The sequence below is a fragment of the Rhizobium sp. PAMB 3182 genome, from assembly GCF_052908355.1.
The window spans coordinates 3,455,259-3,468,201 of record NZ_CM128607.1 but is presented as its reverse complement, the minus strand read 5'-3'; the positions used below and the strand labels follow the sequence as shown (position 1 = coordinate 3,468,201).

13 protein-coding genes are annotated in these 12,943 nt (G+C 64.0%); 10 read left to right on the top strand and 3 right to left on the bottom strand.

Features of this window, described 5'->3' with window-relative positions:
* The first annotated feature begins 16 nt into the window (after nucleotides 1-16).
* The 7 genes from ACU5AZ_RS16675 (at nucleotide 17) to ACU5AZ_RS16645 (ending at nucleotide 6,773) form a co-directional block, all read left to right on the top strand.
* On the top strand, nucleotides 17-1,093 hold the full coding sequence (locus ACU5AZ_RS16675) for a Gfo/Idh/MocA family protein (protein ID WP_446823453.1): 1,077 nt from the start codon (nucleotides 17-19) through the stop codon (nucleotides 1,091-1,093).
* A complete protein-coding gene (locus tag ACU5AZ_RS16670) occupies nucleotides 1,093-1,926 on the top strand; it encodes a sugar phosphate isomerase/epimerase family protein (RefSeq protein ID WP_446823452.1) in 834 nt (277 codons plus the stop codon). Before ACU5AZ_RS16675 ends, ACU5AZ_RS16670 begins: the two co-directional genes overlap by 1 nt.
* On the top strand, nucleotides 1,923-2,744 hold the full coding sequence (locus ACU5AZ_RS16665; RefSeq protein ID WP_446823451.1) for an alpha/beta fold hydrolase: 822 nt from the start codon (nucleotides 1,923-1,925) through the stop codon (nucleotides 2,742-2,744). Before ACU5AZ_RS16670 ends, ACU5AZ_RS16665 begins: the two co-directional genes overlap by 4 nt.
* Nucleotides 2,737-3,438, top strand: a complete 702-nt coding sequence (locus ACU5AZ_RS16660; protein ID WP_446823450.1) for a ribulose-phosphate 3-epimerase — start codon at nucleotides 2,737-2,739, stop codon at nucleotides 3,436-3,438. Before ACU5AZ_RS16665 ends, ACU5AZ_RS16660 begins: the two co-directional genes overlap by 8 nt.
* A gap of 15 nt (nucleotides 3,439-3,453) precedes the next feature.
* Nucleotides 3,454-4,440: an ROK family protein gene (locus tag ACU5AZ_RS16655; protein WP_446823449.1), complete on the top strand. Its 987-nt coding sequence runs from the start codon at nucleotides 3,454-3,456 to the stop codon at nucleotides 4,438-4,440.
* Between the two features lie 105 nt (nucleotides 4,441-4,545).
* Nucleotides 4,546-5,493 carry a sugar kinase gene (locus ACU5AZ_RS16650; protein WP_446823448.1) on the top strand — a complete coding sequence of 316 codons (948 nt, stop codon included), beginning with the start codon at nucleotides 4,546-4,548 and terminating at the stop codon, nucleotides 5,491-5,493.
* Nucleotides 5,490-6,773, top strand: coding sequence for a D-tagatose-bisphosphate aldolase, class II, non-catalytic subunit (locus ACU5AZ_RS16645; protein ID WP_446823447.1), 1,284 nt, complete (start codon nucleotides 5,490-5,492; stop codon nucleotides 6,771-6,773). Before ACU5AZ_RS16650 ends, ACU5AZ_RS16645 begins: the two co-directional genes overlap by 4 nt.
* Before the next feature lie 48 nt (nucleotides 6,774-6,821).
* On the opposite strand, the gene ACU5AZ_RS16640 is transcribed toward ACU5AZ_RS16645, so the two are convergent.
* Nucleotides 6,822-8,138: an aminotransferase class I/II-fold pyridoxal phosphate-dependent enzyme gene (locus ACU5AZ_RS16640; protein ID WP_446823446.1), complete on the bottom strand. Its 1,317-nt coding sequence runs from the start codon at nucleotides 8,136-8,138 to the stop codon at nucleotides 6,822-6,824.
* A 96-nt stretch (nucleotides 8,139-8,234) separates the two neighbouring features.
* Between ACU5AZ_RS16640 and ACU5AZ_RS16635 the strand changes: the two genes are divergently transcribed.
* Nucleotides 8,235-9,113 carry a LysR family transcriptional regulator gene (locus ACU5AZ_RS16635; protein ID WP_446823445.1) on the top strand — a complete coding sequence of 293 codons (879 nt, stop codon included), beginning with the start codon at nucleotides 8,235-8,237 and terminating at the stop codon, nucleotides 9,111-9,113.
* Nucleotides 9,114-9,123: 10 nt separating this feature from the next.
* Here the strand turns inward: ACU5AZ_RS16635 and ACU5AZ_RS16630 are convergent, their stop codons facing one another.
* Nucleotides 9,124-9,504 (bottom strand): GFA family protein, encoded by a 381-nt coding sequence (locus ACU5AZ_RS16630; protein WP_446823444.1) that lies wholly within the window; start codon nucleotides 9,502-9,504, stop codon nucleotides 9,124-9,126.
* A 144-nt stretch (nucleotides 9,505-9,648) separates the two neighbouring features.
* Between ACU5AZ_RS16630 and ACU5AZ_RS16625 the strand changes: the two genes are divergently transcribed.
* Together ACU5AZ_RS16625 and ACU5AZ_RS16620 are read left to right on the top strand one after the other, a co-directional pair.
* The gene (locus tag ACU5AZ_RS16625; protein ID WP_446823443.1) at nucleotides 9,649-9,960 is read left to right on the top strand and encodes a helix-turn-helix domain-containing protein; all 312 of its coding nucleotides are present in this window, start codon (nucleotides 9,649-9,651) and stop codon (nucleotides 9,958-9,960) included.
* Nucleotides 9,961-10,081: 121 nt separating this feature from the next.
* Complete coding sequence (locus ACU5AZ_RS16620; protein WP_446823442.1) at nucleotides 10,082-11,581, top strand: hypothetical protein; 1,500 nt, start codon at nucleotides 10,082-10,084, stop codon at nucleotides 11,579-11,581.
* 61 nt (nucleotides 11,582-11,642) lie between these two features.
* On the opposite strand, the gene ACU5AZ_RS16615 is transcribed toward ACU5AZ_RS16620, so the two are convergent.
* Nucleotides 11,643-12,914: an NAD(P)/FAD-dependent oxidoreductase gene (locus ACU5AZ_RS16615; RefSeq protein ID WP_446823441.1), complete on the bottom strand. Its 1,272-nt coding sequence runs from the start codon at nucleotides 12,912-12,914 to the stop codon at nucleotides 11,643-11,645.
* Nucleotides 12,915-12,943 lie beyond the last annotated feature (29 nt).

The window sequence follows — 12,943 nt, the reverse complement described above, 5'->3', positions numbered from 1 at the left end:
AACGATTGAGGATATCATGCCCGCAAAGCAGGAAAAACGTCTCCGCGTCGGTGTGTTGGGCGCCGGCCAGATCGCCCAGGCAGCGCATTTCGAGAGCTGCACCAAGGCAGCCAACGCCGATCTTTATGCAATCTGCGATGTCGCCGACGACCTGCGCGAACGCATGGTGATCACCCATGGCGCAGAGAAGAGCTACAACGATTACGACAGGATGCTCGCCGATCCGGATCTCGATGCGGTGATCATCGCGACTGCCGATGCCTTCCACGTCCCCGCCTCCATCCGGGCGCTCGAAGCCGGCAAGCACGTGCTGTGCGAAAAGCCTGTCGGCCTGACCGTCGAGGAATGCCGCGACCTGAAGGCGGCCGTGACCCGTTCGGGCAAGGTCTTCCAGGTCGGCCATATGAAGCGCTTCGACCCTGGCCTGCAGGCCGCCAAATCCTTCATCCGCGACGAGATGGGAGAGCTGGTCGCGCTCAAGGCCTGGTATTGCGACAGCACCCACCGCTATCCGATGACGGATGCCGTGCAGCCGCTGATTGTCACCAGCGCCAATGCCAGGAAACCGTCGGCCAATCCCAAGGCGGATCTGCGTCGCTACTACATGCTCGCCCATGGCTGCCACCTGATCGACACGGCACGCTATTTTGCCGGCGACATCGTTTCGGTGGATGCGAGGCTTTCCGAACGGGCCGGGATCTGGTGCTGGTTCGTCGACGTGGAATTCGCCTCCGGCACGCTCGGCCATCTCGACTTGACGGTTCAGGTCCGCATGGACTGGCACGAGGGTTTTCAGATCTACGGTCAGAACGGCAGCATTCTCGGCAAGACCTATAACCCCTGGTACTACAAGTCGAGCGAGGTCGACATCTTCCGCGAGGCGGATGGCGCAACCCACCGGGTGCTGGGTGCGGACGGCCATTTCTACCGCCGCCAGCTCGAGGGCTTTGCCCGCACCATTCTCGACGGCGCCGCCATGGAAGGCGCAAACATTGACGACGGCCTCGCCTCGGTCCAGGCGATGGTGGCGATCGCACGCTCCGTGGAAAGCCGTAAGCCGGTCGCCCTTGCCGACGTCTCGGGCGGCGTCTGATGAAGCTCGGGATCTTCGCCAAGACCTTCGATGGCAAGGACCCGCTGACGGTCCTTGAAGCGGTTGCCGCGGCCGGCTTCGGCGCGGCCCAGTACAACATGGCCTGCTCCGGCCTTCCCTCGATGCCCGATGTCATCGACGAGGCAGACGCGCGGAGCGTTGCCGATGCCGCCGCACGCACGGACGTCGAGATCGTCGCGGTCTCCGGCACCTACAACATGATCCATCCCGATCCGGCCGTACGTGCAGCCGGACACCGGAGGCTTGAAACGATTGCCGCAAGCTCGGCAGCGATGTCGACCGGGCTCATCACGCTCTGCACCGGCACCCGCGATCCGATCGACCAGTGGAAGGAGCATCCCGACAACAACACGCCGGAGGCCTGGCGCGATCTTCTGGACGCGATGGCCATCGCCGTGGAGATCGCCGACCGCCACGATGTAGACCTCGGCATCGAGCCGGAACTGGCCAACGTCATCAACTCCGCCGAAAAGGCACGCCGCTTGATCGCCGAAATGCAGAGCCCGCGGCTGAAGATCGTGCTCGATCCGGCGAATCTGTTCGAGGTGGCGACGCTCGAGGAACAGAAGCGTACGGTATCCGCCGCCATCGATCTTCTAGCCGACCGCATCGTGATGGCGCATGCCAAGGACCGCTATCCCGACGGCCGTTTTGCAACCGCCGGCAAGGGCGTCCTCGACTACGGACATTATCTCGGCAAGCTCAAGGACATCGGCTTTTCCGGCAGCCTCGTCACCCATGGCCTTGCGGCCATAGAGGCGCGGGACGTCGCGATCTTCCTCACCGACCATCTGAAGGCGCTGTCCGCATGACGAGCCTCGCAACGTTCGAAACCGTTGATGGAACGGTCCTGAACGTCGATGGCGACGAGGCGGGTATCCCGGTCGTCTTCCAGCACGGGCTCTGCGGTGACGCCGGACAGACCGCCGAAGCCTTCCCGCCGCTGCCGGGCTATCGCCGCATCACGATCGAAGCGCGCGGTCACGGCGACTCCGGGGCCGGGGACCTTTCCCGCCTGTCGATCGCAACCTTTGCCGAGGATATCGCCGCCTATATCGAAACGCGGCTGACGGCGCCGGTGGTGGTTGGCGGCATATCGATGGGCGCGGCGATCGCCCTGAGGCTTGCGGTGACGAGACCCGATCTCGTCCGCGGCCTGATCCTCGCGCGACCCGCCTGGATCGCGGCGGCCGCACCGGACAACATGCGGCCGAATGCCGAAGTCGGCCATCTGCTGCAAACCCTGCCGCCGGAAGAAGCCAAGACCGCCGTCCTCGCCAGCGAGACCGGACAGCGGCTCGCCAAGGAAGCGCCGGACAATCTCGCCTCGCTCACCGGTTTCTTTTCGAGAGAGCCCATCGCCGTGACAGCCGCCTTGCTGACGGCGATCTCGAATGACGGTCCCGGCGTCAGCGAGGCCGAAATCGTCGCCATCACCGTGCCAACGCTCGTCATCGGCCACGATCGCGACATCATCCACCCTATTACCCATGCCGAAGCGCTGGCTGCGGCGATTCCGGGCGCACGCCTCGCCAAGATCACGTCCAAGGCGGAAGACCGCACGCGCTACGTCTCGGACTTCCATGAGGCGCTGGGACAATTTCTCAAGGAGATCGAAGACAATGAGTGATCAACACAAGACCTGGATCGCTGACCTGCCGAAGGACCGGCTGATCGCCGAATTCTCCGTCTGGTCCGCCGATCTGATGCGGCTCGCCGACGACCTCGCCCGTGTCGAACAATATGTCGATGTCCTGCATGTCGATGTCGCCGACGGTCACTTCGCCCCCGCCATGCTGTTCTTCCCGGACCTTGTCGCGGGCGTTCGCAAGGCGTCGAAGCGACCGATCCACGTCCATCTCATGGTCGCCGACGCGGTCATCCTTCCGCAGATCGAACAGTTTGCCGATGCCGGCGCCGACCTGATCAGCCTGCACGTCGAAAACGAGAGCGTCGCCGAGAAGGCTCTCGAACTTCTGGACCAGCGACGCCTTGCCGCCGGCATGGTGCTTAGGGTCGAGACGCCGGTGGAGCGGATCCGGAAATATGCCGCCCATCTCGATTTCATTACCCTGCTCGGCACCGCGATCGGCGTGAAGGGACAAGGCCTCGACGAGAAGGCTGGCGACCGTCTTGCTGAAGCCAAGAAGATCATTGCCGATTGCGGTGCCGACCACCGCATCGTGCTCGCCGCCGATGGCGGGATCCGCGAACATACGGTGCCATTGCTGCGTGAGGCAGGTGCCGAAACGGTCGTGCTCGGGTCGCTGGCCTTCAACGCGCCATCGCTCGCCGATCGCATGGCGTGGCTCCGCGCCCTTTGAGAAGGCCCAGTTCCGATGGAGCATTTCGCCATAGGTGTCGATCTCGGAGGAACCTCGGTTCGCGCGGCGCTGGTCGATGAACGGGGCAACATCCTTGCGCAGGACGAGGACGAAACCGATGCGACCGGCGGCCCCGAGCGGGTGCTCTCCCAGATACTCGGCCTCGCCCGTGGCCTGATCGCCTCGCGGCCAAACCTTGGGCCGGCAGGCGTCGGCGTTTCGACGCCGGGGCCGGTCGATACCATCACCGGCATTGCAAGCGACATTCCGACCCTTTCAGGCTTTGATGGCTTTCCCCTGCGCGCCGAACTGGAACGGCAGTTCGCTCTCACCGTCTCACTCGAAAACGACGGCATCGCCGCAGCCATCGGCGAATGGCAGTTTGGCGCTGGAAAGGGATATGACAGTCTCGTCTACGTGACGGTCAGCACCGGCATCGGCGGCGGCATCATTGCCGACGGGCGCGTCGTACGCGGCCGCATGGGCATGGCCGGCCATGTCGGCCATATGACGATCACGCCGGATGGAGAACCCTGCCCTTGCGGAAACCGTGGTTGTTTCGAGGCCTATGCGTCGGGAACTGCCTTCACCCGCCGCGCGCGCCAGCGTGCGTCCGGACGCACCGACACGGCTCTCGGCCGTGATGGCAGTCCGATCAACAGCCGGGCGATATTCCGCGCCGCCCGGGAGGGCGACGTCTTCGCCAATCAATTGATCGACGAAGAGGCCGAGACGCTCGGGCGCGGGATCACCAACCTCATCCACATTCTCAGCCCCGAGATCGTCGTGATGGGCGGCGGCCTGTCGAACGAATTCGACCGGCTGCATGCCGGCATTGCGGATCATATCGCACGACGCGCCATGCCCGCCTTTCGCGAAGTACCGGTGGTACGAGCCGCGCTTGGCCAGAATTCCGGGCTCGTCGGCGCCGCGGCCCTTGCCCTGCCGGGACGACATCTCGCATTTCATCCCGTGGCGAAACCGGGCGTTCTGGAATTTTGACGCTCGCCATTCGACGTATTCGCGAGACAGGGGTAATACACCCGGCATGAGACAGAATAGCTGCTTGGGGCAGTGCCCACACAAAACTTGGACGAGGGAGAGCCAGTGAAGAAAATCGTGACGTCGGGTGAGATTCTCGTCGAGATCATGGCGGAAAGGCTAGACCAGAGCTTCCTGACGGCCGGCCCGCTCGTCGGACCGTTTCCCTCCGGCGCGCCCGCCATATTCATCGGCCAGGCGGCGGCCCTCGGCCAACCGGCCGGGCTGATCGGGTGTGTCGGCAACGATGATTTCGGAACACTGAACATTCGCCGGCTGGAAGCGCTGGGCGCCGACGTATCGGCGATCACGACCCATCCGGAATTGCCCACCGGCACTGCATTCGTCACCTACCGGAGCGACGCAAGCCGGCATTTCGTCTTCAACATCAAGCACAGCGCCGCGGGCGCGCTTGCCTTTGGCGATGCCGCGCGTGCGCTGGTTCAGGGCGCCGATCATATGCATGTGATGGGATCGTCCCTGTTTTCGCCGGAAGCGACCGACGTGGCGCTTCAGGGGATTGCTGCCATCAAGGAACGGCGCGGTACCGTGTCATTCGATCCCAATATCCGACGCGAGATTCTCTCGCTGCCGGGCATGCGCGAGGCACTGGCGCGCGTGTTTGAGCTGACCGACGTCTTTCTGCCGAGCGGCGACGAACTCTTCCTGTTCTCGGACGAGAAATCCGAGGCCGCGGCCATCCGGTCCATTCTAGCCCGAGGGCCTTCGGTGATCGTGCTCAAGAAGGGCGCAGCCGGCGCAGTCTATTTCGATCGGGACCGAACTGTCGCGAGCACCGCATTTCCGGTCGAGGAGGTCGACCCGACGGGAGCCGGCGACTGCTTCGGGGCTGCCTTCATCTCAATGTGGCTGCGCGGCGCCGAACCCGAACAGGCCATGCGCATCGCCACGGCGGCAGGCGCGCTTGCCGTGACGCGCAAGGGGCCTATGGAGGGTATTCACTCCATGGCCGACATCGAAGCGTTTATTGCAAGCCGGGAGCATCGGGCATGACCAGCGTCACTAGACAATTCGCCGACATGCCGGCCGCCCGGCGCGCCGGCCGGCGGCCCGGCATCGTCTCCATCTGCTCGGCCCATCCGATGGTGATCGAGGCGGCGTTTCGCCATGGTCTTCGTCGCGAGGGACCGGTGCTGATCGAAGCGACCTGCAATCAGGTGAACCAGGACGGCGGCTATACCGGCATGACGCCCGCCGACTTCCGCAGTTTCGTCGAGGACATCGCCGGCAAGGTCGGCTTTCCTATCGACCGGTTGCTGCTGGGCGGTGATCATCTCGGCCCCAATCCGTGGACCGCTCTCAATGCCGACACGGCCATGGAAAAGGCCGTAACGATGATCGAAGCCTTCGCAGTGGCGGGCTTCACCAAGCTGCATCTCGACACCAGCATGAGCTGCGCCGATGATCCCTCGCCGCTGCCCGATGAAGTGATCGCGGCACGCGCCGCAAGGCTCGCGGCCGCCGCCGAACGTTCGGTCCAGGCAACCGGAGGCACCCTGCCCGCCTACATCATCGGCACCGAGGTGCCCGTTCCGGGTGGCGCTTCGGAAGCGCTGGACCATCTGGAAGTCACAAAGCCCGAAGACGCGCTGCGGACAGTCGAAATCCACCGGGACGCGTTCTCAAAGCTGGGGCTGGAAAGCGCCTTCGAACGGGTGACCGGCGTCGTGGTCCAGCCCGGCGTCGAATTCGGGAATGCCGAGGTCGTGGAATACGCGCCGGACAAGGCAGTCAGTCTGTCCGCAGCATTGAACGACATGCCGCAATTCGTCTTCGAGGCGCATTCGACGGACTATCAGAGCGCTGAGGCGCTACGTCGCCTGGTCGACGATGGCTTCGCCATCCTGAAGGTCGGCCCGTGGCTGACATTCGCGCTGAGGGAAGCGCTCTACGGCCTCGACAGCATCGCCGGCATTCTTGTTCGTGACAGCGACCGGGAAGCCCTCCCCGCGAGCATGGAACGCCTGATGCAGGAAAAGCCGGGCAACTGGCGCAAGTACTATCACGGCACCGGCACGGAGCAGTATGTGCAGAGGCACTATTCGTTTTCGGACCGGATCCGCTATTACTGGCCCGATCCCGCAGCGCAAGCGGCCGTTTCGGCACTGCTTGCCTGCCTGGACGGAGCTCTGATACCGCGACCGCTCATCAGCCAGTATCTCGGCCATCTGGAACCGCTCGTCGAGAGTGGAAAGGTCAGGCCGATGGCGCGCGACCTCATCCTCGCCAGCATCGAACGCATTCTCGACATCTACGCCGACGCCATCGACTGAAACGTGGCGAAGATCGATCCGCCACGTTCCTGGAGCCATTGCCGGTCGTCAGTTGACGAAGTGCACCGTGTCGAAGGTCCGGCGCCATTCGGCAACCTCGGGGGCGAGCGCCTCCGGGTCGTTGCGTTTCAGTCCGGCGGCGATCAGCTTGGCGAGACGGGGCGCGTCGGCCGCCGTCATGCCCCAGCGCACCAGTTCCGGCGTGCCGATGCGAAGGCCGTTCATGTCACCCTTGACGTCCGCGATCGGCAGGCCGATGCCGCAGGCGAGGAAGCCGGCGCGGCGCAGCGTCTTCGACGCCGCCTGTCCGCCGCCGAACTCAGCCGCCGCGATGGCGAACTGGTGGGAACGGGTATAGCCGTCCGCGCCGGAAAAGACCGGCAGGCCTTCGTGCGCCAGCGCTTCTGCGAGCGCCATCGACATGCGGATCATCTCTGCCGCATAGGCCTGTCCGAAATCGCGCCAGTCAAGCATGGTGACGGCGAGCGCGGCGGACTTGGCCGCATCGAAATTGGCGGTCATGCCCGGGAAGGCGATGGCGTCGAGCGCCTTGGCGATCTCGGCCTCGTTGGTGACGATCAGCCCGCCGGCCGGACCGCCGAGGCTCTTGTACGTGCTCATCGTCATGAAATGCGCGCCGGCGGCAAGCGGGTTCGTCCAGGCCTTGCCGGCGATGATGCCGCATTGATGCGCGGCATCGAACATCACCTTGGCGCCAACCTCGTCGGCAATCGCCCGCACTTCCGCGACCGGATGTTCGAAGAGATTGAGGCTGCCGCCGACGGTGATCAGCCGCGGTCGTTCGTGGCGCGCGAGTTCGCGCAAGGCATCGACATCGACGGTGTAGCCGTCGGCGCGCACCGGCGCCGGAACGGTGCGCAGACCGTAGAGGCCGGCGCAGCCGGCAATATGATGCGTCACGTGGCCGCCGATCGAGGCCGGCGGCGCGATGATCGTGTCGCCCGGCTTGCAGATCGCCATGAAGCCGAAGAGATTGGCAAGCGCGCCCGACGGCACGCGGATTTCGGCATATTTCGCGTCGAACACTTCCGCCGCCAGTTCGGCCGCGATCACCTCGATCTCCTCGATCGCCTCCAGCCCCATCTCGTACTTGTCGCCGGGATAGCCAAGCGACGGGCGCGTGCCGATGCCCGAAGCCAGCAGTGCCTCGGCTTTCGGGTTCATGACGTTCGTCGCCGGGTTGAGATTGAAGCATTCCTTCTCGTGGATCTCGCGGTTGCGCTCGGCCAGCGCTTCGACGCGGGCGAGCACGCCGCCGGACGCCTGCCGGGCAACCTCGCCGGCAATCTCCAGCACGCGCGTTTCACACTGTTCGGGAACCCAGTTTCTGCGGGACAATGTCATGGCCGATCTCCTTTGTTGGCGCGAGCATCCGATTTTCCGCAAGACCGGGCAAATCAGATTTGCTATTTTTGAGTTTAGAAAAACTGAGGGTAGAAAATGCCGGTCTCGCCTCCGCGCCCCAAGGGCCCGCCGCTCAACGCGCTTCGCGCTTTCGAGGCCGCCGCCCGGCTGGAAAGCTTTGCCGAAGCCGCCGAAGAGTTGTCGGTGACGCCGGGTGCGGTGTCGCAGCACATCCGCACGCTGGAGGACTGGACCGGAGCCGACCTCTTCATCCGCCACGCACAAGGCGTGCGGCTCACAGCGGTCGGCAAGTCGCTGCTGCCGAAATTCGTTGCCGCCTTCGATCACCTCGGCGAAGCCGTCAGGGCGCTGCAGGGCATCCGGCCAGTCACCGACATCCACATCGCCACCATGCCCAGCATCGCGCAATTGTGGCTGTCGCCGCGGCTGAGTGGCATCCGCCGGCATCTGACAGGCATAAGGCTGTCGGTCACGGCGCTGGAAAACGCCCCGAACCTGAAGCGCGAACTCTTCGACCTGTCGCTGTTCATCCGCAAGCCCATGGGCCTGCCGTCGGAGACCGTGCTGGAGGAGGACCTGATCTATCCGGTCTGCGCGCCCGCCCTCCTCGACCGCGTCTCCAGTCCGGAGGATCTCGCCGGCCTGCCGCTGCTGTTCGACCGGTCGTGGGAGGAGGACTGGGAGCTCTGGCTCTCAAGCTGCGGCGTGACGCTGCCGGGTGGACCGCAGGGCCCGCGCTATTCGCTCTACAGCCTGGCGCTGGAGGAAGCCAAGGCCGGCGCCGGCGTCCTGATTGGCCATCAGAGCCTGGTCGCTCCGGCCATTGCCGCCGGCGATCTCGTCTGCCCGTTCGAACATGTCTGCAGTACCGGCAAGGCGCTGGTCCTGGAAACCCTGCCCGGCAAGAGCGCCGTCAGCGATGTGGTCGAGATCGTTCGACTGCTAAGGGAATGACACAGCTCGCCTAGTGCGCGTTCTGAGGCAGGCCGTCGGCGATCTCGTAATAGTCGCCCTTGTCGGCGACGAAGATATGCATCTCCAGATGCGTCCCGGTCGGGCCATCGAAAGCGCCCATGGCAATGGCGATCCAGTCGCGGTGCGGCGGATCGAAGAACAGCGAGGAGCCGCAGACCGAGCAGAAGCCGCGGCGCACCTTCACCGACGACTGATACCACGTGACGTTCTCTTCGCCTTCAACCGTCAGGCTGTCCTTCTGCACATTGGCCGAGGCGAAATAGTGGCCGGAATGCTTGCGGCAGATCGAACAATGACAGGCATCCGGCGCCCCGAGCTCACCCGCCACCTTGAAGCGGACGGCGCCGCACAGACATGAACCACGATGCATCGGCAAATCTCCTGTTCGTCGGGCGCAGACTAGAGGAACGCAGCAGGAATTGCATTCACAACCGGATACACTTTTTACGATATTACGGTTGAAAGATGCACGCATAGATGTTTTATCCAGAGCCATACGCTCCAGGGGAGATCGATGGACACCCAAGCTGTCAGCACGCGTCTGCGCACCGCCATGGAGACAAAGCGGCGACGCAAGCTCTTTGCGTTTTCGCATGAGCTCGGCGTCAGCCCGAGCACCGTCACAAGATGGCTGCAGGGACAGCCGATCAGCTCGGATAATCTCGTCCGGCTCGCGGAAGCGCTCGATATTTCGATCGACTGGCTGCTGATGGGCAAGGGCGACATGTCGCCGAAAGGCCCGCCGGCACCAAACGAACTCGACGCCCTGCGACGACTGCCGCCGGATGCAAAGGCCGCGTTGCGAGACCTGTTCAGCAGGATCTAGGTCGGAATTGCGCGAATGCAATCATAAGGGCAATAAGTTGCATTAATGCAATCTTGAATAGTTTACAGGATGCCGCCGACGCTCGACCATTGCCCTGCAATCCACTCATGGAGGAACGGACATGCCGAGAACGCTCTATCTTCCCGGAACCACCATCGCGGGATGGGCCGGGGTTCAGGTCTGGCAGGGACACAACAATGTCTTTGCCAATATAACCGCCACCTGGAACTGGTCTCTGACGCATCACCAACACTATGAAGTCGCCCGCTTCGGCGGAGGTTCTTATTGGGTGCCTGTCTCAACACATCCGCCCCATGTCTGGGGCGGCTCGAAATATGTCGTCGGAACCCAGCCAGCCGGCGGGACCCCCGTCAATCCCTACGGAAACGAGCAGCGGCCGGACACCACCTACATCTGGATCCCCGATGCCAGCATACCGGGCTACATCGTGCCCGGCATGACCTCAAACTGGGTGATCTGCGGGTATCCGACCGCCTACCCGCCGCCGCATCAGGCCGCCAATCTTCTCGTGCCGGACGACCTGCCCAGGCAAGGTGTTCACCGTGCCGCATTCCGCCAACAATCCAACCGGGAGGAAACCGCCATGCTCATGCTCGAACGGGCCCACGCCACACTTGACGACATCCTGAGCACCACCACGCCGACGGACGTGATGAAGCTCGCCGCCGCCAACCAGGACGCCTTCTCCGACAGTGACGGCCTGATCTCCTTCGTCAACCTGTCTTCCTCGTTCGTCACCAGCAATCCGGAATTCAAGACGGGACGTGCGGTGTGCGACAAGATCTCCAACTTCTATTCGACCATTCGCGAGCCGATGTTCGCCTTCCTCGTCAAGAATCCGTCCAAGGTGCCGCCCGGCGATGCCGTTCCGAAGACGAAATGGGATCCGGCCGTCAACAACATGATCAAGATGATGCTGGCCCAGGCCGGCGGGCTGACCAATTTCAGCGTCACCAACGAGACCTATTCGGCCACGCAGGTGATCGCCGATTTCAACACCAGCTTCCTCAAACTGATCTTCGATGCCGCCGTGGTGCCGGCGAGCATCATCAGCCAGGTCGGCAACTTCATCACCAGTGTCGGCGATACGCTGCGCACGAGTTGGGATGACCGCAGCCGTACCTTCGCGACGGCCCTTCTCGGCCAGTGCCACGAAGCGGTGCCCGTCGCCGCCGGCAGCGACACGACGATCTACTTCCCGAAGGTCAAGTATTACCGGATCGAGGTGGATTCCAGCCAGCAGGAGTTCACCTCCCCTTGCACGTCGGTCAAGAAGGTGACGTTCAACTTCAACTACACCTACTACGTCACCGGCCTGAAGGCATCGATCCTGGACCCCACGTCCAGCGACTACAAGCAGTTCGTCGGCTTCCTCGACAAGCAGCAGAACATTTCCTACGACCAGGCGCAGAACCTGCTGGACCAAATCCTGAACGGCACGGTCTCCTCGGCGCCGTCCGGGCAGAAGCAGTCCCCCGGCATGCTCGACGAAATGAACACATTCGGCGTCGACCTGATGGCTTACCCGAAGGCGCTCATCCAGCCGCACCCGAGCATCGAAAGCGTGCTGAACGGCATCGTCGCCGAAACCAACGGCTAGCAGGCAGCTTGAAAATCCGGAAGTCGCGGGCGTCTCGCCCGCGGCTTTTTTTTTCCAGACCTCAGAACCGCGCCGGCGAATAGGCGGCGATGTCATTGCTGTTGCCGCGCCGTGAGATGAGGCCGGAGACGATGCGGGCGGTGACCGGCGACAGCGTCAGCCCGATATGCCCATGGCCAAAGGCGAGAATGACGTCATCTCCACCGCCGGACTGACCGATCACCGGCACGGAATCGGGCATCGACGGCCGAAAGCCCATCCACGTCCGGTCCGGCGTCCTGTCTTTCAGGAACGGAAAGACCTCGCGCGCGCCGCGCTCCAGTGCCGCCAGGCGATGCGGGCTCGCCGGCGCTTTTGTTCCGCCGAGCTCGACCGTTCCGGCAACCCGCAGACGTCCGTTCATCGGAATGAAGTAGAAGCCGCGCTCGGTCGGGCAGGTCGGCCGGGTCAGCGGCACATCGTCCAGGTCGTATTCGAGATGATAGCCACGCTCGGTCTCCAGCGGCACGCGGCTGCCGGCCTGGGCGGCAAGCGCGCGCGAATGGGCGCCGGCGGCGATCACCACGCGCTGCGCCTTGACGCGAAGTTGCCCCGCCCCAATCTCCACGCCGCCGTTCACCCGTGTCAGCGTCTTTGCGCTCGTCTTCAGGAACGGCACGCCCTCAGCCGTCAGCTTCGCCGCAAGCAGCCGCATCATTCCGCCGGGATCGGCCAGATGGATCGCATCGCGGAAATGAACGCCGCCACCCTCGATCGGCGGCAGTGCCGGTTCCAGCGCCGCCACCTCGTCCGGGCCGACCAGGGCCTGCGACACGCCGTAATTGCGCCGCTCAGCGAACCCTTTCTGCGCGCCCAGAAAATCCTTTTTCGAGGAATAGAGGTAAAGCGCGCCGTTCTCGCGAATGAGGCCCTCGCCGCCGATTTCCGCCGCGAGTTCCCGCCAGGACGATGCCGCGCCGGACAGCAGGCCGGCAATGGTCGCGGTGTTGCGCGCCGCATTGGCCGGCAGCGATTGCCAGGCGAACCGCACAAGCCAGGGCAGCAGCGCGGGCAGATAGGCCTTGCGGATGGCGAGCGGGCTGTCGCGATCGAAGAGCAGCGACGGCAGGTTCTTCAGTACCGCCGGCGTGCCGACCGGCATGATGGCATAGTCGGCGATCGTCCCGGCATTGCCGTAGGAGGCGCCCATGCCCGGCTCGCCGGGTTCGATGATCAGGACCTCATGACCCTCGCTCCTGAGCCTTAGCGCGATCGTCATGCCGATCGTGCCGCCGCCGATGATGGCGATTTCGGTAGATACTGTCCCTGCCGCCTGTTCCATACCGTCCGTCATCCCCGACCCCGAATCCTTGTCCTCGGATT